Source organism: Duganella alba (genome assembly GCF_009674495.1).
In the GTDB taxonomy this organism is placed as follows: domain Bacteria; phylum Pseudomonadota; class Gammaproteobacteria; order Burkholderiales; family Burkholderiaceae_D; genus Rugamonas; species Rugamonas alba.
Window position 1 is genome coordinate 52,795 of record NZ_WKJN01000015.1, and the last position, 18,518, is coordinate 71,312.

The window sequence follows — 18,518 nt, forward strand, 5'->3', positions numbered from 1 at the left end:
GAATATACACCGCCGCGCCCTACTCGGCCAGAGCGCAGTGCACCGCCTTGGCGCCCAGCAGGTCGACCAGCACCTGGGGCGCGATGCCGACCAGGTAGCCGCGCCTGCCGCCATTGATATAAATCGTTTCCAGCGCAAGGATGCTATCCTCTACGTACACCGGCATGGTCTTCTTGGTGCCGAACGGCGAAGTTCCGCCGATCATGTAGCCGCTGTGGCGTGACGCCACCTCCGGCTTGCACGGTTCGACGGACTTGCAGCCGATGTTGCGCGCCAGATTCTTGGTTGAAACCTTGCAATCGCCGTGCATCAGCACAATTAAAGGTTTGGCGGCTTCGTCCTGCATCACCAGTGTCTTGACCACGTGATGTTCGTCGACGCCAAGCTCGCGCGAGGACACGCCGGTGCCGCCGTGCTCCTCGTAGTGGTACGGGTGCTCGGTGAACGCCACCTTGTGCTTGCGCAGCAGCTGGGTGGCGGGGGTTTCGGAGATATGCTCTTTTTTAGCCATGGTGAGATCGGGAGTTGTCCATTATGCAGCAGGAAATTCGCTTTGCCACTTTCAATGTTTGCAATCTTTCCCAGCCTGGGGCGAAATTGTACGACAATCTGGCGCCCCTGACCGAGGCCGAGTATGAAGCGAAAGTCGCCTGGACGGCGCAGCAGCTGGACCAGCTGGACGCCGACGTCATCGGCCTGCAGGAAATTTTCTCGCTCGACGCCCTGCGCGACGTGCTGGCGCGCAGCACCCATTATCGCCACGCCACGCTGACCGGCTTTACGCCGCCGCCCGATCCGCTGACCGGCGCGCCGCGCATGACGCCGGAGCTGGCGCTGATCTCGCGCCTGCCGCTGGCCGCCCCGGCCGAGGCCTACATCATGTTCCCGCAAGGCGTGGCGCTGCCGGCCGGCAGCCGCGACGCCGACCGCTTCGCGCGCGCGCCGCTGCATGTGCAGCTGCGGCTGCCGGACGAACGCATCATCGACGTCATCGTGGTCCACCTCAAGTCCAAGCGGCCCGACTACCGCATCGGCGACACCGGCGACAATCCCATGCTGCACGCCCAGGCCAACCTGCGCTCGCTGATCCGGCGCGGCACCGAGGCGGTGGCGCTGCGCGCGCTGTTGAGCGACCTGGATAAGGAACAACGCCGCCCGCGCGTGGTGCTGGGCGACTTCAACGACACCGTCGACGCCGTCACCACCCACATCGTGATGGGCGGCGGCGCCGCCTGCGAGCCCGGCGAGGAACTGCACGGCCAGCTGTTCGACAGCCGCCAGATCCAGTCCGGCCGCGAGCGCCGGCGCGACAGCGGCTACACCATCTCCCACGACGGCCGCCACGCCACCATCGACCACGTGCTGGTGTCGGAAGAGTTCAATCCGGCCTCGCGCCACGCGGTCGGCGAGGTGGTCGATGTTACATACCTGAACGAACACCTGGTCGAGGCGAGGCCGGAAGCCTCCGACCATGGCCAGGTCCTGGTGCGCCTGAAACTGTATTAAGCGCCGTCGCCCCCGTTTTTCTGCAGTTCAGGCGTGCTTTTGCACCGCTTGTCGCATGCCCATGGCCGCGGCCCTTGCAAATGCCTAGAGTGGCAACATGCGGAGACCACTTCAGGCCAGAAAAACGATATGAAACTAGAAACTTTACCCCCAATTTCCCAGCCGACCGTACGCAGCGCGCGCTGGCGCAAGCCGGCCGCCGTGCTGGTCGTCATCGCGCTGGCAGGCGGCGGCTGGACCGTCCTGCGCGGCAAGCAGGAGGCGGCCCCTGCCGTTGCGGCCGCGCCGGTCAAGGAGAAAAAAGACATCTTTGAACTGTCGAGCGGCGACATCGCCGCCATCGACGCCCGGTCATTGGCGGTCAGCTTGCCCCTCTCCGGCTCGCTGGCGCCCCTGAGTTCGGCCACCATCAAGTCCAAGGTCTCGGGCGTGGTGGAGGCGACTACCCTCCAGGAAGGCATGGCGGTCAGCGCCGGCCAGGTGCTGGCCCGCATCGACCAGGCTGACCTGCGCGCGCGCCTGCAACAGCAGCAGGCCATGCTGGACGAGGCGCAAGCCAAGCTGGCCCTGGCCACCAAGAACGAAACCAACAGCCAGGCCCTGCTCAAGCAGAAGTACATTTCGCAGAACGCCTATGATTCGACGCAGAACTCGGTCGACCTGGCGCGCGCGTCGGTCAAGTCCGCCAGCGCCATGGTCGAACTGGCGCGCATCGCGCTGAACGACGGCGTGATCAAGGCGCCGATCGACGGCGTGATCAGCAAGCGCCACGTGCAGGCCGGCGAAAAACTGGCGCTGGACATGCCGGTGTACAGCATCGTCAACCTGGCGGAGCTGGTGCTGGAAGCGCAGGTGCCGGCCTCGGAAATCCCGCGCGTGAAGGTCGGCCAGGACGTCAGATTCCGCGTCGACGGCTACGCGCAGCGCGACTTCCACGGCAAGGTGGCGCGCATCAATCCATCGACCGAAGCCGGCTCGCGCGCGATGCTGGTGTATATCGCCGTGAAGAACGACGACAGCGCGCTGCGCGCCGGCATGTTCGCCAAGGGCAGCATCGTCACCGACCGTTCCGGCGTGGCGCCTATCGTGCCGCTGGCCGCCGTGCGCAGCGACAAGGATGGCAAGCAGATCGTCTACAAGGTCGCCGCCGGCAAGCTGGTGGCGCAGCCGGTCAAGCTCGGCCTGCGCAACGACGACGAAGGCTATGCCGAGGTCACCGAAGGCCTGGAGCAAGGCGCCAACGTCATCGTCTCGCGCCTCGACAGCCTGAAACCGGGCGCGCTGGTCAAGCTGCCGGCCGGCGCCAGCGCCGCCGAGGCACCGCCGTCGGCGCAGGCCAAGGCCGCTGAACCGGCGAAGGGCTGATCATGTGGATCACTAAAGTCAGCATCCAGAATCCGGTGTTCGCCACCATGGTGATGGTGGCGCTGATGGTGCTGGGCCTGTTCTCGTACCGGGGCCTGGGACTGGAAGCCATGCCCAACGTCGACATTCCCGGCGCCGCCATCGAGGTACAGTATCCGGGCGCCTCGCCGGAAGCGGTGGAGAACGACATCACCCGCCCGATCGAGGAAGCGGTCAACACCGTCAGCGGCATCAAGACGCTGCGCGCCAACTCGTGGGAAGGCCGCGCCGGTGTCTACATCGACTTCGAACTGTCGGCCGACATGGACCGCGCCATGCAGGACTTGCGCGACAAGGTGGCGCAGGTGCGCCCGCGCTTCCCGCGCGAAGCCAAGGACCCGTTCATCGTCCGCTTCGAAGGCGAGAACGCGCAGCCGATCGCGCAGATCGGCCTGACCGCCAGCGAGCACTCGCTGCGCGACCTGTCGACCCTGGCCGACCAGGTGATCGCCAAGCGCTTCCAGGGCGTGGCCGGCGTTGGCCAGGTGCGCATCAACGGCATGGCGGCGCGCCAGATTCTGATCCAGCTGCGCCCCAACGACCTGACCGCGCAGGCGGTCGGCGTCGACGAAGTGCTGAACGCCATCCAGAACACCAACACCAACCTGCCCGCCGGCTTCATCAGCTACGGCGCCAGCGAGCGCCTGGTGCGGGTGGAAGGCAAGATGAAGGACCCGCGCGAATTCAACAAGATCATCGTGGCGCGCCGCGCCAACGGACCGGTCTACCTGGAACAGGTGGCCACGGTGGAGGACGGCGCCCAGGAAGAACTGTCGATCTCGCGCATCAACGGCCAGCGCTCGGTGACGCTGGACATCACCAAGGTGCAGGACGCCAACGTGGTGGAAGTGGGACGCCGCATCCAGCTGGTGGCGGCCGATTTGCAGAAGTCGCTGCCGCCCGATATCAAGCTGGCCGTGCTGAACGACGAGTCGCTCAAGGTGCAGAGCCAGCTCGACAACGTCAAGGAAACCATCATCGAAGGCGCGGTGCTGACCATGGTGATCGTGTTCTTCTTCCTGCACTCGTGGCGCTCGACCATCATCACCGGCCTGACGCTGCCGATCTCGGTCATGGCCAGCTTCATCGCCATGAAGGCCTTCGGCTTCACGCTGAATTTCCTGACCCTGATGGCGCTGTCGCTGTGCATCGGCCTGCTGATCGATGACGCCATCGTGGTGCGCGAGAACATCGTGCGCCATCTCGGCATGGGCAAGAATCACCGCAAGGCGGCCGAGGACGGCACCAACGAAATCGGCCTGGCGGTGATGGCCACCACCTTTGCGATTGTCGCCGTGTTCATTCCGGTGGCCTTCATGGAAGGCATCATCGGCCGCTTCTTCCTGCAGTTCGGGATCACGGTGGCGGTGGCGGTGCTGGTGTCGCTGTTCGTCAGCTTCACGCTCGACCCGATGCTGTCGTCGGTGTGGCCGGACCCGGTCAAGGACCGCTTCAAGTACCTGCCATGGCTGGGCCGCTTCATGCACTGGCTGGAAGGCGGCGTCGAATGGCTGCACGTTGTGTACGGCAAGGTGCTGGCGCTGGCGCTGCGCTGGAAGAAGCTGACGCTGCTGCTGGCCTTCGGCCTGTTCGCCGGCAGCCTGCTGCTGGTGCCGAAGATCGGCGGCGAGATGATGCCGCAGCAGGACAACGGCTGGGTCAACTTCATGATCAAGACGCCGGTCGGCTCCAGCCTGGAATACACCGACAACAAGATTCACCAGGTGGAGGCGGCGCTGAAGGAGTTCCCGGAAATCGCCAACCTGATCACCGTGGTCGGCACCTGGGAAGGCCGCAACATCGCCCAGCTCGACATGAAGCTGCTGGACCGCAAGACGCATGCGCGCCGCAGCCAGCAGGAGATGGAAATCGCGATCCGCGCGCGCCTGAGCAAGATCGCCGGCATCACGCTGTCGATGGGCCAGAAGCCGATCTTCATCGCCATTCTCGGCACCGATGAAGCCAAGCTGGACGACGTGGCGCACCGCCTGATGGACAAGATGCGCAAGATCAAGGGCATCGCCGACCTGGAATACAGCCAGGAAGGCGCCAACCCGTCGACCAACATCAAGATCAACAACGAGCTGGCCAGCGACCTCGGCCTGACCACGCAGCAGATCGGCGCCGCCTTGCGGCCGTTCGTGGCCGGCGACACCACCTCGCACTTCCTGGCAGCAGACGGCCAGAACTATGAAGTCAACGTGCAGCTGCCCAAGTCCGGCCGCCAGAAAGTGGCCGACCTGGCCGACCTGTCGCTGGCGTCGAGCAAGCTGGGGCCGGACGGCCGTCCGGTGATGGTGCCGCTGCGCCAGGTGGTGGAATTCGTGCCGGCCTTCAGCCCGCAGGTGCTCAAGCGCCAGGCGCTGCAGCGCCGGGTGGCGGTGTACGCCAGCACCGAAGGCCGGCCCGGCGGCGACGTCGACAGCGACGTCAAGAAGGCCATGAAGGAAATCGAGCTGCCGTCCGGCGTGCGCTTCGACGTCGGCGGCAACGCGCAGAGCATGCAGGAATCGATGACCTCGGCCATGATCGCACTGAGCATCGCCGTGATCTTCATCTACCTGGTGCTGGCCTCGCAGTTCGGCAGCTTCCTGCAACCGGTGGCGATCATGATGTCCCTGCCGCTGTCGCTGATCGGCGTGCTGGTGGCGCTGCTGGTGACCGGCAGCACGCTGAACATCTTCTCGGTGATCGGCTTCATCATGCTGATGGGTCTGGTGACCAAGAACGCCATCCTGCTGGTGGACTTCACCAACCATGCGCAGAAGGAAGGCCAGGGCCAGGTCGAGGCGATCATGAACGCCGGCCAGGTACGGCTGCGCCCTATCCTGATGACGACGCTGGCGATGGTGTTCGGGATGCTGCCGATGGCGATCGGCATGGGGGATGGCGGCGAAACGCAGGCGCCAATGGGCCGCGCGGTGATCGGCGGGGTGCTGACCTCAACCCTGCTGACGCTGGTGGTGGTGCCGGTGGCCTACACCTACCTGGACAACTGGGGCAAGCGCTGCGCCCGCTTCTTCAAGCGCCAGCACGAGGAGGAACACGTGCTGCGCGAGGTGGCGTAGCGCCGCAGATTATTCGCTGTCGGGGGCGAGGCCGGAAGCCTCGCCCTCGGCGACATCCTCTTCGCCTTCCTGCGCCAGGCCTGGATTATTCTTCAACTCGGCCTTGCGCCGGTTCTTCTCTTCCTGCTTTTTCTTCTTTTCCAATTCCCGCTGCCGCTTTTCATATGCGAAGTTTGTTTTGGCCATTTGCTGCTCCTTCTCTAAAAGCGTTGCACTGCACAACCCTCATTATGAACCAAGTTGCTCAACCCCGAGGATGATGTTGCGCATGCAAATGCTTCATGCGCTCGCGGGCGACGTGGGTATAGATCTGCGTCGTGGAAATATCGGAGTGTCCAAGTAGCAATTGAACAACACGCAAATCGGCGCCATGGTTCAATAAATGGGTGGCAAACGCGTGCCGCATGGTGTGCGGCGACAGCGGCGCCGTGATGCCGGCCTTCAGCGCATGCTTCTTGATCAGCACCCAGAACATCTGCCGCGTCATGCCCGAACCGCGCCCGGTGACGAACAGCGCGTCGTCCTGCTGGCCGTTGAGGATGATGCCGCGCGCGCCCTTGGCGTAGCGCTCGATCCACACCCGCGCCTGCTGGCCGAACGGCACCAGCCGCGTCTTGGCGCCCTTGCCGGTGACGCGCAGCACGCCGTCGTTCAGGCTCAGTTCCAGCATTTTCAGCTCCACCAGCTCGGACACGCGCAGGCCGCTGGCATACATCAATTCCAGCATGGTGCGGTCGCGCAAGCCTAACGGGGTATTGACATCGGGCGCCTCCAGCAAAGCCTCGACCTGGGCTTCGCTCAGCGTGTGCACGAAGCGCTGCGGCTGCTTGGCCGAGGCCATCTTCAGGCTGGGGTCATTGGTGATGCGGCGCTGCCGCAGCAGCATCTGGTAGAAGCGCTTGATGACCGACAGCCGCCGGTTCGACGATGTCGCCTTTCCCTGCTCATGGCGGGCGGCGATATAGCTTTCGATATCGTGCGACGCCACCGCCTGCAGCCCGGCCACGCCGGGACGCATCTTCTCCAGCCAGGCGGCAAACAGGCGCATGTCGCGCCGGTAGGCTTCCAGCGTGTTCTTCGACAGCCCGTCCTCCAGCCACAGGCTGTCGCAGAACTCGTCGATCAGAGCAAGGTTGTCTGCTGCCATGCGTATTCGCTCGACCCTTCGTGCGCCAGCAGCCAGCGCTTGATGCCCAGCAGGTAGCCGTTCGGATCGTCACTGTTGGAAAAGCCGCCCAGGCCGGTGGCGGCGGTCACGCGGTGACACGGAATCACCACCGGGAACCAGTTGGCGCCGCAGGCCTGGCCCACCGCGCGCGGCGCCGAACCGATGTGCCTGGCCAGCTCGCCATAGGTGCGCATGCTGCCGCGCGGAATCGAGCTGATCGCCTCCCACACCTTGTGCTGGAACTCGGTGCCGGCGCGCTTCAGCGGCAGGGAGAACTGGAAATCGGCGTCGTCGCAGTACTTCTCCACCTGGTAAGCCACCAGCTCGGCCGCCGCGTCCTGCGGCGCCTTCGCATCAAAATGGGGCGGCAGGTAACACAGCTCGGTAATCAGCCCGGCGGCCGTGCGCACGCCCAGCTTGCCGAACGGGAGCGCCACCACGGCGGAGAACAGCTCGCTGCCCTGTTGTATTTTCATCACACTGACTTGCACCAAAAAAGTACCTCAATTGTGTTTTCGTTGTCCAAATGCACCATTTTGTTGCGTCGCTGCTACAGCAAAAAAACCACGCTGGAAGCATTGTAAATGCCCCGGCCAAAAAAAAACGCACCTGACGGTGCGTTTCCAAATCCTGCTTCACGTTCCCGGTCACTTGCCTGGTTCCGTAGCACGCTTGTGGCGGCTTGCAGAGCCTATAACAGCGACATTCTGTAAAACGTGTGTCTCCTCGATCTATTGCCGGTATTCGTTACCGTTTCTATACACACTCCCCACTTACAATTCTTTGCTACCGGGTCGCATATCGATATGCATGTATCCCTGAGAGCGACGCCATCATAACGTATTCGTTAAGGTTTTTCTCAAATTTTTTATGTACGGGAACGACCATACTTTAAACCTGAAACATGTTTGACGCAGATCAAACAAGTTGTGGTATAGGCAAACTGAACACTGTAGCCAACTTAGTAATAGTCCTTATTGCTAGTCTTGCCAGTCACGGATAATTTACAACTATGCTGGATTTCCCAGCACTAATAATTCTTAGAGACATATTATGCTGACAAAAATACTCGACCATCTGGAGGAGTGGATCATCACCCTCCTGATGGGCGGCGCCACCCTGATCATCTTCCTGTCCGTGGTGCACCGCTACGGCACCGGCCTGCCGATTCCCTACGTCCAGGACTACCTCCTTTCGCTGCATTTTGAATGGGCGCAGGAACTGGCCATCATCATGTTCGTGTGGATGGCCAAGTTCGGCGCCGCCTACGGCGTGCGCAAGGGCGTGCACGTCGGCGTCGACGTGCTGGTCAACCGCATGCCGACCGAATGGCGCCGCTTCACGGTGCTGCTGGCGATCGGCTGCGGCATGCTGTTCACCGGCATCGTCGGCACGCTGGGCCTGACCTTCGTCTGGGAAAACGGCATGCACCACGCGGTCTACACGCTGCTCGGCTGGGACGCCAGCGACGTGCCGGAAGGACCGACCACGCCGGACCTGGAATGGCCAACCTGGTTCATCTATTCCGCCGTACCGATGGGCTCCTACCTGATGTGCTTCCGCTTCATCCAGGTCGGCTGGACCTTCCTGCGCCACGGCGAACTGCCGCACCATGACGAATCCCACGTCGAAGGCCTGGACGACGAGGAAGACGACGAACTGTTCGCCGCCGCCCCGTCGCACCAGCCAGCCCACGGAGGTGCGCGATGAGCGGCGCCGTGGCAATGCAGGGCATCGAGCCCTGGAGCAAAAAGAAGGCCGGCACCATCCTGTCGGTGATCGCCGGCATCCTGCTGGCCGTGTGCCTGCTGGGCGGCAAGGTCGGCATCGTGTTCGCGCTGCTGATCCTGCTGATGCTGACCGGCATCCCGGTTTCCATCGCGCTCGGCCTGACGGTGCTGATGTTTATGTACCTGCTGACCAATGTGCCGGTCGAGGCGGTGGCGCTGAAGCTGTTCAGCGGCATCGAGAAGTTCGAGATCATGGCCATTCCGCTGTTTATTTTGGCCGGTAACTTCCTGACCCACGGCGGCGTCGCCAAGCGCATGATCGCCTTTGCCACCAGCCTGATCGGCCACTGGCACGGCGGCCTGGCGCTGGCCGGCATCATCGCCTGCGCCATGTTCGCGCTGGTGTGCGGCTCGTCGGTGGCGACGGTGGTGGCGATCGGCTCGATCATCCTGCCGGCCATGGTCAAGCAGGGTTATCCCAAGGCCTTTGGCGCCGGCGTCATCATTACCGCCGGCTCGCTGGGGATTCTGATGCTGCCGTCGATTCCAAAGGTGATCTACGCCATCTCGACCAACACCTCGATCGGCGCGCTGTTCCTGGCCGGCCTGTTCCCCGGTATTTTGCTGACGGTGATGCTGTGCACCACCACCTGGGTGCTGGCCAAGAAGAACAACTACCCGCGCATGCGCAAGTCCACCTGGGGCCAGCGCTGGAAGGCCTTCCGCAAAAGCGTGTGGGGCCTGATGCTGGTGGTGATCATCATTGGCGGCATCACCAAGGGCATCTTCACGCCGACCGAGGCGGCGGCGATGAGCGCGGTGTATGCGTTCCTGATTTCGGTGTTTGTCTACAAGGATATGCCGCTGTCGAAGACGCCGGAAGTGCTGAAGAAATCGGCGGCGCTGTCGGCCATGCTGCTGTATATCATTACCAATGCCGTGCTGTTCTCGTTCCTGATGGCGCACGAGAATATTCCACAGGCGATGGCGGATTGGATTCTGGGCAAGGACCTGGGCCAGGCTGGTTTCCTGTTCTTCACCAACATCCTGCTGCTGCTGGCGGGGAATGTGATGGAGCCGTCGTCGATCATTCTGGTGATGGCGCCGATTCTGCACCCGGCCGCAATCCGCCTCGGCATCGACGCCGTCCACTTCGGCATCATGATCGATGCGAACATGGAAGTGGGCCTGTGCCATCCGCCGGTGGGCCTGAATCTGTACGTGGCCAGCGGCATTTCGAAGATGAGCATCTCCGAGTTGACCGTGGCGGTGATGCCGTGGTTGCTGACGATGCTGGTGTTCCTGGTGATTGTGACGTACTGGCCGGGGTTGTCGCTCTGGCTGCCGAAGGCGATGGGGTTGATGTAAAGCGCGCGGCACCTGCGCAACCCGCACACCGCTGCGGCCAGGGTCTGACCCCGTACGGGGTCAGACCCTTTCGTCAGGGGTACTCCATGCGATAACAATCGTCCGCCGCCTCTCCCCCCAAAAAAAAGGAGGCCAATGGCCTCCTTTTTCACTTCCCAGCGAAGATTTACTTCGCCGCTTCCTTGTTGATCGCCGAGATCAGATCCTTGCCGATCCGGCTCTCCATCTGCTGCTGCACCGGCAGCAGCGCCTTGCGCCAGTCGGCCTGCTCTTTCACGCTGAGCGTGTAGATCTCGGTCTTGCCGGCCTTTTTGATCGCATCCAGCGCCATGTCGTTGTCACGTTGCGCAATCGCTTTCTCGAAGGTGGTGGCATCCTTCATCGCCTTGTCCAGCGCGGCGCGGATGTCCGGCGGCAGACCGTCCCAGAACTTCTTGTTGACGATGACCGCATAGCCCAGGTAACCGTGGTTCGACACCGTCACATACTTCTGCACCTCGTGCATCTTCTGCGTGTACATATTCGACGGCGGATTCTCGGTGCCGTCCACCACGCCGGTCTGCAGCGCCTGGTACACCTCGGAGAACGCCAGCACCTGCGGGTTCGCGCCCAGCGCGCGCATCTGCGCGTCCAGCACCTTGGACGACTGGATGCGCATCTTCAGGCCTTTGAAATCGGTCGGATTATGCAGTGGCTTGTTGGCCGACATGACCTTGAAACCGTTGTCCCAGAACGCCAGGCCGGTGATGCCCTTCGGCTCCAGCTTCTTCAGCAGCGACTTGCCGATTTCGCCTTCGGTGACGTTGTACAGCGCCGTTTTCGACGGGAAGATGTACGGCAGGTCGAACGCCTCGAATTCCTTCACGCCCAGCGGGCCGAACTTGGCCAGCGACGGCGCCAGCATCTGCACCGCGCCCAGTTGCAGCGCTTCCAGCTCTTCCTTGTCCTTGTACAGCTGGCTGTTCGGATACACCTCGATCTTCACGCGGCCGTTGGTTGCCTTTTCCGCCAGCTGCTTGAAACGCTCCGCCGCCTGGCCTTTCGGCGTGTCGGTGGCCACCACGTGGCTGAATTTGATGACGATCGGCGCCTGGGCATACGCGTTGAAGCTCAGGGCCGCGCTCAGGACGAGCAAGACGGGTTTCAGTTTCATGAAGTCTCCTGGTGGGTTTAAAGTTACACTATTGTTCTATTCTGACCGATTCTTATAAATAGCTGCAACACTGGCAAGTGTGGATAACCACAATGGCCGCACCACCGTGACAAGCTACCCTGACCGTCCATGACCGAATCGCCTTCCACCGCGCCCGCGCCGCGCCGCCGCACCCACACCAGCACCTCGCTGCGCTGGCTGCTGCCCATCGTGCTGGTGTTGTTTTTTCTGGCGATCCTGATCTGGCTGCCGTGGCAGGCGCGCCAGATGGAGAGCAACGAGCGCCAGGAACAGCTGATCGCCGATACCCTGTGGGTCGAGCAGACCATCCGCTTCCAGATGGGCCGCGACGAGGAAAGCCTGCGCAGCCTGGGCGTGGAAATCGCCGCCGGCCATCTGTCGGCGCATGAGCTGCACGAGCGCATGGCACGGCTGCTGAAGAACGGCCACGAACTGCTGCGCGTGGTCTGGCTCAAGCCCGACGGTCAGCTTGGCAGCAGCAGCGATCCCCTGTCCGAGCCGGTGGAACTGACGCCGGCCTCCAAGGCCACCGCCGAGATCACGCGCAAGACGCGCCGCGCCATGTACGCCCAGCCGGAAGTGCAGGCGCATAACCAGACCGCCGCGCCGTCGGCGGTGCTGATGGACTACCACGTGCCGCTGTTCCGCGGCGACGACTATCTCGGCGACCTGGTCGCCACCTATCAGACCAGCGCGCTGCTCGATGAAATGGTGCCGTGGTGGTTCGCGCAGGACAACCAGGTCACGCTGGTGGACCGCGACGACAAGGTGCTGGCGCGGCGCGCGGCCGCCGGCCCGGGCCACGGCATCTACACCCACAAGCGCGCGCTCGACCTGCCCGGCGCCACCGTCACGCTGGTGACGGACAGCGTCAAGAGCGAGCCGCAGCTGCTGCCCAACCTGCTGGTCGGCTCGGTCATCGTGCTGTCGCTTGGCCTGCTATGGAGCCTGCTGGCCCTGTGGGGCCACATCTCGAAACGCCTGGCGGCCGAAGGCGCGCTGCGCCAGCAGATGTCGTTCCGCACCGCGATGGAGAATTCGCTGGTGACCGGCCTGCGCGCGCGCGACCTGGAAGGCCGCATCACCTACGTCAATCCGGCCTTCTGCCAGATCGTCGGCTATCCGGCCGAGGAAATCGTCGGCAAGCTGCCGCCCATGCCCTACTGGGCGCCGGAGGCGATGTCCGAATACCAGGCGCGCTTTGCCTCGGTATTGGCCGGCAAGGTCACGCCGCAGTTCGAAACCATCTTCCAGCGTCCCAACGGCGAGCGCGTGCCGGTGCTGGTGTTCGAGGCGCCGCTGGTGGACAACCACGGCAAGCAGACCGGCTGGATGGGTTCCATCCTCGACATCTCCGACCGCAAGCGCATCGAGGAAGTCAACCGCCAGCAGCAGGAAAAGCTGCAATCGTCGGCACGCATGGCCACCATGGGCGAGATCGCGTCGATGCTGGCGCATGAGCTGAACCAGCCGCTGGCCGCCATCTCCAGCTACACCACCGGCGCGCTGAATGTGCTGGACCGTGCGCATGAGGACCATAAGCCGATCGATCGCGGCATCCTCAAGCCGGCGCTGGAACAGGCCAGCGCGCAGGCGCAGCGGGCCGGCCAGATCATCCGCAGCGTGCACGAATTCGTCAAGAAGCGCGAACCGCTGCGGCAGGCGGTGGCGATTCCGTCGCTGCTGGACGGCATCCGCGCGCTGATCGAACTGCAGGCGCGCCAGAGCTACGTATCGTTCCACACCGACCTCCCGGCCGACCTGCCGCCGGTGCGCGCCGACCGCGTGATGATCGAACAGGTGCTGCTCAACCTGACCCGCAACGGCATCGAAGCGATGCAGCACGTGCAGCCACAACGGCGTATCCTCAACGTGGTGGCGCAATACCATGCGGACGCCGACCAGGTCAGCGTGGCGGTGATCGACCAGGGCCACGGCATTCCGGACGACGTGGCGCAGCGCCTGTTCTCGCCGTTCTTCTCGACCAAGGCCGAGGGCATGGGCATGGGCCTCAACATCTGCCGGACTGCGATAGAATTCCATGGCGGCGCGCTGACCTTCCGCGCCAATCCGCAAGGCGGAACAATATTTACGTTCGTGCTGCCGGCCGCGCCGGCAGCCACGACACAGGAGACATAAGACAAATGCTGCATATCGTCGACGATGAAGCGGTGGTGCGCGACGCACTGACCTGGCTGGCCACATCCCGGGCGATTCCCTCGCGCGCCTACGACTCCGGAGCGCAGTTCCTGCAGCACGCCGGAGATTTCGACACCGACGGCGACTGCGTGCTGCTCGACGTGCGCATGCCCGACATGAACGGCGTGGCGGTGTTCGACCAGCTGCTGACGCGCGGCCTGGCGCAGCGCATGCCGGTGATCTTCCTGACCGGCCACGGCGACGTGCCGATGGCGGTGGACACCTTGAAGCGCGGCGCCTTCGACTTCTTCGAAAAGCCGTTCAACGACAACCAGCTGATGGACCGCGTGCAGGAAGCGCTGGCCAACTCGCGCCGCGCCGGCGAAACCGCCGCCGTCCACGCCCGCCTGGCGACGCTGTCGACGCGCGAGCGCGAAGTGCTGGACCTGATCCTGGCCGGCAAAATGAACAAGGTGGTGGCCGACCAGCTGGGCATCAGCATGCGCACGGTCGAAGTCCACCGCGCCCACATCTTCGACAAAATGCAAGTCAAAACCGCCGTCGAACTGGCCGGCCTGCTGAAGTAAATCCCGCTTCAAAAACATACATAAGCACTTATGTATCATGGTATGCTTGTCGCATGAGACAAGGACTTGGTACGCAATTACGGCATTTGATCGACCTGCTGGACGGTGCGGTCAGCGCTGCCTATGAGGAGGCGGGCATCGATTACCGGCCGCGCTACACGCCGGTGATGCGGGCGCTGGAGGGCGGCGAGCCGCGCACCGTCAGCCAGATCGCCGAGGCGGCCGGCATCACGCAGCCGGCCGCCACGCAAACCGTCACGCTGATGATGAAGCAAGGCTTGCTGGAAGCCTCGCCCGGCGTGCGCGATGCGCGCCAGAAGATCGTCCGCCTGAGCGCCCAGGGCGAAGCGCTGCTGCCCCAGCTGCGCCTGTGCTGGCAAGCCACGCGCGCCGCCGCCGACAGTCTCGACCGCGACATGCCCTACCCCCTGTCCGACGCGCTGGCGGAGGCCATCGCCGCCCTGCAAACCCAGTCTTTCGGCGCCCGCATCCGCGCGGCGCGTGCCACCACCAAGAGCAAAAAGGAGACATCATGAGCATCGCCCAGCCACAGGTCGTTTCATCCGTGCCTTCGTTCCGCGCCCGTCTGTTTGCGCACCCGGTCACGCGCATCATCATCGGCATGTGCGCCGTGGTGCTGCCGATCATCCTGACGCTGGCCGTGATCGACAAGCTGGTGCCCAAAGAGCTGCGCTTCGGCTGGCAGTTCCTGCTGGCCGGCGGATTGGCCATCCTCAGCTACCGCTACTTCGTGCGCCGCACCGAACAGCGCGGCCTGACCGAACTGGCGCCAGCCGGCGCGGCGCGTGAAACCTTCACCGGCGTGGCGCTTGGCGCCGCGCTCGGGCTGGCGGTGGCCGGCGTGCTGGCGGCGGCCGGCGCCTTCGCCATCAGCGGCAGCAATGATGCGGCCATCATGCTCAAGACCCTGCCGGAGCAGATGATGGTGGCGGTGTTTGAAGAACTGCTGTTCCGTGCCGTGCTGTTCCGCATCGTCGAACAACGCTGGGGCACGCGCACGGCGCTGATCGTCTCCTGCGTGGTGTTCGCGCTGGCGCACGTGTCGAACGACCAGGCCACCGCGCTGGGCATCCTGATCACCGGCGTGGCCTCGCTCACGCTGTGCGCCGCCTACCTGCGGACGCGCCGCCTGTGGCTGCCGATCGGCCTGCACTTCGGCTGGAACTACCTGTACGACAGCCTGTTCGCCGTCCCCGTCTCCGGCCACGCCGCACGCGGCTGGCTGCAGGTGACGATGACCGGCCCCGACTGGCTGACCGGCGGCGCCTACGGCGTCGAAGCCTCCGCCATCACCCTGCTGCTCTGGGGCGCCACCGCCCTCCTCCTCCTGCGCCGCGCCGTCAAGCGCTGACGCCGCCGCGTGGCTGACGTTCAGGCATGGCAGGCCAGTGCCCATTCGACGTGCTCGCGCACCAGCGCCGACGGATCGTCGCGCCGCGCCGATAGCGCCGCCACGATGGCGGCATCGCCCTTGGCGCCGGCCGCCGCCGCGTTCCCCAGCCCCACCGCGATATTGCGCAGCCATCGCTCGTGGCCGATGCGGCGGATCGGGCTGCCCTCCATCTTGCGGTTGAAGTCGTCCTCGCTCCACGCGAACAGTTCGATCATCGAGGCGCTGCCCAGGCCATGGCGCTCGTCGAAATCCGGCAGCACCGCGCGCTGCGCGAACTTGTTCCAGGGGCAGGCGGTCTGGCAGTCGTCGCAGCCGTAGATGCGGTTGCCGATCAGCGGCCGCAGCTCCAGCGGAATCGCGTTCTTCAATTCGATGGTCAGGTAGGAGATGCAGCGCCGCGCATCGAGCTTGCCCGGCCCGAGGATGGCCTGCGTCGGACAGGCCGTGATGCACGCCGAACACTGGCCGCAGTGCGCGCCGGTCGGCTCGTCGATGGGCAGCGGCAGGTCGACCAGGAATTCGCCCATGAAGAACATCGAGCCGGCCGTGCGCGACAGCAGCAAGGTGTGCTTGCCGCGCCAGCCCAGGCCGGCCTTCTCGGCCAGCGGCAGCTCCATCACCGGCGCCGAGTCGGTAAACACGCGGTAGCCGAAGTCGCCAATCTCCGCCTTCACCTTGTCGGCCAGCTGCTGCAGGCGCGCACGCAGCACCTTGTGGTAGTCGCGTCCCCGCGCATAGACCGAAATGACGGCCGCGCCGGGATCGGCCAGCCGCGCCGCCTCGCGCGCACGCCAATCGTGCTCGCCGCTGGTTTCCGTGTTCCTCGGCAGATAGTTCATGCGGGCGCTGACCACGCGGATGGTGCCCGGCACCAGCTCGGCGGGCCGCGCGCGCTTCATGCCGTGGGCCGCCATGTAGTCCATTTCGCCGTGCATGCCGGCGTCCAGCCACGCCTGCAGGCCCGCCTCGGCGTGACTGAGATCAACGTCGGTGATGCGGATTTCGGCGAAGCCCAGCTCCGTGCCCCAGCGCTTGATGCTGACGGCAAGTTCGGCTAAATTGGTTTCGGACAGGGACATCTTGGAGTTTGCACTGGCGTAGGCGGTTACAATGGCGGTCAAACCAACATGACATTCTAATTGATGCAGCACTTCACAGCCCACCTCCACGACGAAGAAGGCACCGCCGCCCTGGGTGCGGCGCTGGCGCGCGCCCTGGCGCCCGGCCTGGCGATCCACCTGCACGGCGACCTGGGCGCCGGCAAAACCGCCCTCACCCGCGCGCTGCTGCACGCGGCGGGCCACGTCGGCACCGTCAAGAGTCCGACCTACACGCTGTCCGAACCGTACAGCATCCAGCTCGACGGCCGCGCCGTCAGCGTGATCCACTTCGACCTGTACCGCATGGGCAGCCCGGAGGAATTCCTCGACGCCGGCTTCCGCGAAGACTTCAACGGCGACAACGTCTGCATCGTCGAGTGGCCGGAAAAAGCCGAAGGCGTGCTGCCGCCGCCGGACCTGAATGTGTTTTTGACTGTGTCCGGCCATGGCCGTGATGTAGAATTGCAGGCGTCTACCGCCTTGGGTAACTCATGCCTTCAACGCCTCAAATTCGCTCCCAACATGTGAGCCGCCGCACCGTCCTGAAGGCCGGCGCCACCCTGCTGCTGTCCGTGACGGTGCCGCTGCGCGCCAATGCCGCGCAAATCCTCGCCGTGCGCGTCTGGCCGGCCGACGACTACACCCGCGTCACGCTGGAAAACGACACCGACCTCAAAGCCACGCACTTCATCGTCAAGGACCCGGAGCGCATGGTGGTCGACATCGAAGGCCTGGAGCTGAACCCGACGCTGAAAAGCCTGGTCGCCAAGATCCAGTCCAACGACCCGTACATCAAGCAGGTGCGCGTCGGCCAGAATAGGCCCAACGTTGTGCGGCTGGTGTTCGACCTGAAGGAAGAGGTCAAGCCGCAGGTGTTCACGCTGCCGCCGGCCGGCAATTACAAGCACCGCCTGATCTTCGACCTGTACCCGGTCAAGGCGGTCGATCCGATCGCCGCCATGATCGAAAAAGGCGACTGGTCCGGCGACGAGAAAGTCGCCAACGTGGCGCCAGCCACGCCGAAGGAACAGCTGGAACAGCTCAAGCCCGACCTGAAGGCCGAACCGCGCGAAGAACTGAAAACCGAGCTGAAAACCGCCGACGCCCAGGCGCAGTCCAAGACCAGGGCCGACCAGCCGGGCAAGATCGTGCGCATGATCACCATCGCGCTGGACCCCGGCCATGGCGGCGAAGATCCCGGCGCCTCCGGCAAGAACGGCAGCCACGAAAAGGACATCGTGCTGGCCATCGCCAAGCGCCTCAAGGGCAAGCTGGAAGAACAAGCCAACATCCGCGTGATGCTGACCCGCGACGGCGACTACTTCGTCCCGCTCGGCACCCGCGTCGACAAGGCGCGCAAGGTGCAGGCCGATTTGTTCGTGTCGATCCACGCCGACGCCTTCGTGCAGCCCACCGCGCGCGGCTCGTCGGTGTTCGTGCTGTCGGAAAAAGGCGCCACGTCATCGGCCGCGCGCTGGCTGGCGGACAAGGAAAATTCGGCCGACACCATCGGCGGCGTCAACGTCAAGAGCCACGACAAGCAACTGGCCAGCGTGCTGTTCGACCTATCCACCACGGCGCAGATCAACGACAGCATGAAGCTGGGCCGCTCGGTGCTGGGCGAAATCGGCGGCATCAACCGCCTGCACAAAGGCTCGGTCGAACAGGCCGGCTTCGCGGTGCTGAAGGCGCCGGACATTCCGTCGATCCTGATCGAGACGGCCTTCATCTCCAATCCGGAAGAAGAAGCCAAGCTGCTCGACGACGCCTACCAGAACAAGCTGGCCGACGCCATCGTCACCGGCATCCGCCGCTATTTCGCCAAGAATCCGCCGCTGGCCAAGAACCGCTTAACTTAAG

The 18,518-nt window shown here is 64.2% G+C and carries 17 protein-coding genes; 11 read left to right on the forward strand and 6 right to left on the reverse strand.

Annotated features, from left to right (window positions below; all coding sequences use genetic code 11):
- Positions 1-19 precede the first annotated feature (19 nt).
- A complete protein-coding gene (ybaK, locus tag GJ695_RS16185) occupies positions 20-511 on the reverse strand; it encodes a Cys-tRNA(Pro) deacylase (RefSeq protein WP_154358283.1) in 492 nt (163 codons plus the stop codon).
- Between the two features lie 23 nt (positions 512-534).
- On the opposite strand from ybaK, the gene GJ695_RS16190 reads away from it, so the two are divergent.
- The 3 genes from GJ695_RS16190 to GJ695_RS16200 all read left to right on the forward strand — a co-directional run bounded on the left by GJ695_RS16190 (position 535) and on the right by GJ695_RS16200 (position 5,978).
- Positions 535-1,506, forward strand: coding sequence for an endonuclease/exonuclease/phosphatase family protein (locus GJ695_RS16190; protein WP_154366449.1), 972 nt, complete (start codon positions 535-537; stop codon positions 1,504-1,506).
- Positions 1,507-1,635: 129 nt separating this feature from the next.
- Positions 1,636-2,871, forward strand: coding sequence for an efflux RND transporter periplasmic adaptor subunit (locus GJ695_RS16195; protein WP_154366451.1), 1,236 nt, complete (start codon positions 1,636-1,638; stop codon positions 2,869-2,871).
- Between the two features lie 2 nt (positions 2,872-2,873).
- Positions 2,874-5,978 carry an efflux RND transporter permease subunit gene (locus tag GJ695_RS16200; RefSeq protein WP_154366453.1) on the forward strand — a complete coding sequence of 1,035 codons (3,105 nt, stop codon included), beginning with the start codon at positions 2,874-2,876 and terminating at the stop codon, positions 5,976-5,978.
- A 9-nt stretch (positions 5,979-5,987) separates the two neighbouring features.
- Here GJ695_RS16200 and GJ695_RS29645 read toward each other — a convergent pair whose 3' ends face one another.
- The 3 genes from GJ695_RS29645 to GJ695_RS16210 are packed head-to-tail and all read right to left on the reverse strand — an operon-like array spanning position 5,988 to position 7,622.
- The gene (locus GJ695_RS29645) at positions 5,988-6,164 is read right to left on the reverse strand and encodes a hypothetical protein (RefSeq protein WP_166454865.1); all 177 of its coding nucleotides are present in this window, start codon (positions 6,162-6,164) and stop codon (positions 5,988-5,990) included.
- A 58-nt stretch (positions 6,165-6,222) separates the two neighbouring features.
- Entirely contained in the window at positions 6,223-7,125 is a 903-nt protein-coding gene (xerD, locus tag GJ695_RS16205; protein WP_154366455.1) for a site-specific tyrosine recombinase XerD, read from the reverse strand.
- Positions 7,101-7,622 carry a methylated-DNA--[protein]-cysteine S-methyltransferase gene (locus GJ695_RS16210; RefSeq protein WP_154366458.1) on the reverse strand — a complete coding sequence of 174 codons (522 nt, stop codon included), beginning with the start codon at positions 7,620-7,622 and terminating at the stop codon, positions 7,101-7,103. The genes xerD and GJ695_RS16210 overlap by 25 nt, the downstream gene beginning before the upstream one ends.
- Before the next feature lie 577 nt (positions 7,623-8,199).
- On the opposite strand from GJ695_RS16210, the gene GJ695_RS16215 reads away from it, so the two are divergent.
- Positions 8,200-8,856, forward strand: a complete 657-nt coding sequence (locus GJ695_RS16215; RefSeq protein ID WP_208023429.1) for a TRAP transporter small permease — start codon at positions 8,200-8,202, stop codon at positions 8,854-8,856.
- Positions 8,857-8,870: 14 nt separating this feature from the next.
- Positions 8,871-10,244, forward strand: coding sequence for a TRAP transporter large permease (locus GJ695_RS16220; protein ID WP_166455245.1), 1,374 nt, complete (start codon positions 8,871-8,873; stop codon positions 10,242-10,244).
- Positions 10,245-10,410: 166 nt separating this feature from the next.
- Here GJ695_RS16220 and GJ695_RS16225 read toward each other — a convergent pair whose 3' ends face one another.
- Positions 10,411-11,397 (reverse strand): TRAP transporter substrate-binding protein, encoded by a 987-nt coding sequence (locus GJ695_RS16225; RefSeq protein WP_154366462.1) that lies wholly within the window; start codon positions 11,395-11,397, stop codon positions 10,411-10,413.
- A gap of 129 nt (positions 11,398-11,526) precedes the next feature.
- Here GJ695_RS16225 and GJ695_RS16230 point away from each other — a divergent pair, with 129 nt between their 5' ends.
- From GJ695_RS16230 to GJ695_RS16245, 4 genes are read left to right on the forward strand one after another with little or no spacing between them, the layout of a single operon-like run.
- A complete protein-coding gene (locus tag GJ695_RS16230; protein WP_154366464.1) occupies positions 11,527-13,557 on the forward strand; it encodes a two-component system sensor histidine kinase NtrB in 2,031 nt (676 codons plus the stop codon).
- Positions 13,558-13,562: 5 nt separating this feature from the next.
- Positions 13,563-14,144 carry a response regulator transcription factor gene (locus tag GJ695_RS16235; RefSeq protein ID WP_154366465.1) on the forward strand — a complete coding sequence of 194 codons (582 nt, stop codon included), beginning with the start codon at positions 13,563-13,565 and terminating at the stop codon, positions 14,142-14,144.
- A 53-nt stretch (positions 14,145-14,197) separates the two neighbouring features.
- Positions 14,198-14,680, forward strand: coding sequence for a MarR family winged helix-turn-helix transcriptional regulator (locus GJ695_RS16240; protein ID WP_154366467.1), 483 nt, complete (start codon positions 14,198-14,200; stop codon positions 14,678-14,680).
- Complete coding sequence (locus tag GJ695_RS16245; protein ID WP_154366469.1) at positions 14,677-15,516, forward strand: CPBP family intramembrane glutamic endopeptidase; 840 nt, start codon at positions 14,677-14,679, stop codon at positions 15,514-15,516. Before GJ695_RS16240 ends, GJ695_RS16245 begins: the two co-directional genes overlap by 4 nt.
- A gap of 20 nt (positions 15,517-15,536) precedes the next feature.
- On the opposite strand, the gene queG is transcribed toward GJ695_RS16245, so the two are convergent.
- Positions 15,537-16,637, reverse strand: coding sequence for a tRNA epoxyqueuosine(34) reductase QueG (gene queG / locus GJ695_RS16250; RefSeq protein ID WP_154366470.1), 1,101 nt, complete (start codon positions 16,635-16,637; stop codon positions 15,537-15,539).
- Between the two features lie 63 nt (positions 16,638-16,700).
- Between queG and tsaE the strand changes: the two genes are divergently transcribed.
- Both tsaE and GJ695_RS16260 read left to right on the forward strand, forming a co-directional pair.
- Entirely contained in the window at positions 16,701-17,186 is a 486-nt protein-coding gene (tsaE, locus tag GJ695_RS16255) for a tRNA (adenosine(37)-N6)-threonylcarbamoyltransferase complex ATPase subunit type 1 TsaE (protein WP_154358270.1), read from the forward strand.
- Positions 17,150-18,517 carry an N-acetylmuramoyl-L-alanine amidase gene (locus GJ695_RS16260; RefSeq protein ID WP_154366472.1) on the forward strand — a complete coding sequence of 456 codons (1,368 nt, stop codon included), beginning with the start codon at positions 17,150-17,152 and terminating at the stop codon, positions 18,515-18,517. The genes tsaE and GJ695_RS16260 overlap by 37 nt, the downstream gene beginning before the upstream one ends.
- The last annotated feature ends 1 nt before the right edge of the window (position 18,518 follow it).

Bases quoted from the DNA above. Each gene is read 5' to 3' on its own strand.
- GJ695_RS16195 (WP_154366451.1), top strand. From the start codon at position 1,636: ATGAAACTAGAAACTTTACCCCCAATTTCCCAGCCGACCGTACGCAGC.
- GJ695_RS16210 (WP_154366458.1), bottom strand. From the start codon at position 7,622: ATGAAAATACAACAGGGCAGCGAGCTGTTCTCCGCCGTGGTGGCGCTC.
- GJ695_RS16240 (WP_154366467.1), top strand. From the start codon at position 14,198: ATGAGACAAGGACTTGGTACGCAATTACGGCATTTGATCGACCTGCTG.
- GJ695_RS16230 (WP_154366464.1), top strand. From the start codon at position 11,527: ATGACCGAATCGCCTTCCACCGCGCCCGCGCCGCGCCGCCGCACCCAC.
- GJ695_RS16200 (WP_154366453.1), top strand. From the start codon at position 2,874: ATGTGGATCACTAAAGTCAGCATCCAGAATCCGGTGTTCGCCACCATG.
- GJ695_RS16225 (WP_154366462.1), bottom strand. From the start codon at position 11,397: ATGAAACTGAAACCCGTCTTGCTCGTCCTGAGCGCGGCCCTGAGCTTC.
- queG (WP_154366470.1), bottom strand. From the start codon at position 16,637: ATGTCCCTGTCCGAAACCAATTTAGCCGAACTTGCCGTCAGCATCAAG.
- GJ695_RS16190 (WP_154366449.1), top strand. From the start codon at position 535: ATGCAGCAGGAAATTCGCTTTGCCACTTTCAATGTTTGCAATCTTTCC.
- ybaK (WP_154358283.1), bottom strand. From the start codon at position 511: ATGGCTAAAAAAGAGCATATCTCCGAAACCCCCGCCACCCAGCTGCTG.
- GJ695_RS16215 (WP_208023429.1), top strand. From the start codon at position 8,200: ATGCTGACAAAAATACTCGACCATCTGGAGGAGTGGATCATCACCCTC.
- GJ695_RS16235 (WP_154366465.1), top strand. From the start codon at position 13,563: ATGCTGCATATCGTCGACGATGAAGCGGTGGTGCGCGACGCACTGACC.
- tsaE (WP_154358270.1), top strand. From the start codon at position 16,701: ATGCAGCACTTCACAGCCCACCTCCACGACGAAGAAGGCACCGCCGCC.
- xerD (WP_154366455.1), bottom strand. From the start codon at position 7,125: ATGGCAGCAGACAACCTTGCTCTGATCGACGAGTTCTGCGACAGCCTG.
- GJ695_RS16245 (WP_154366469.1), top strand. From the start codon at position 14,677: ATGAGCATCGCCCAGCCACAGGTCGTTTCATCCGTGCCTTCGTTCCGC.
- GJ695_RS16220 (WP_166455245.1), top strand. From the start codon at position 8,871: ATGCAGGGCATCGAGCCCTGGAGCAAAAAGAAGGCCGGCACCATCCTG.
- GJ695_RS29645 (WP_166454865.1), bottom strand. From the start codon at position 6,164: ATGGCCAAAACAAACTTCGCATATGAAAAGCGGCAGCGGGAATTGGAA.
- GJ695_RS16260 (WP_154366472.1), top strand. From the start codon at position 17,150: ATGCCTTCAACGCCTCAAATTCGCTCCCAACATGTGAGCCGCCGCACC.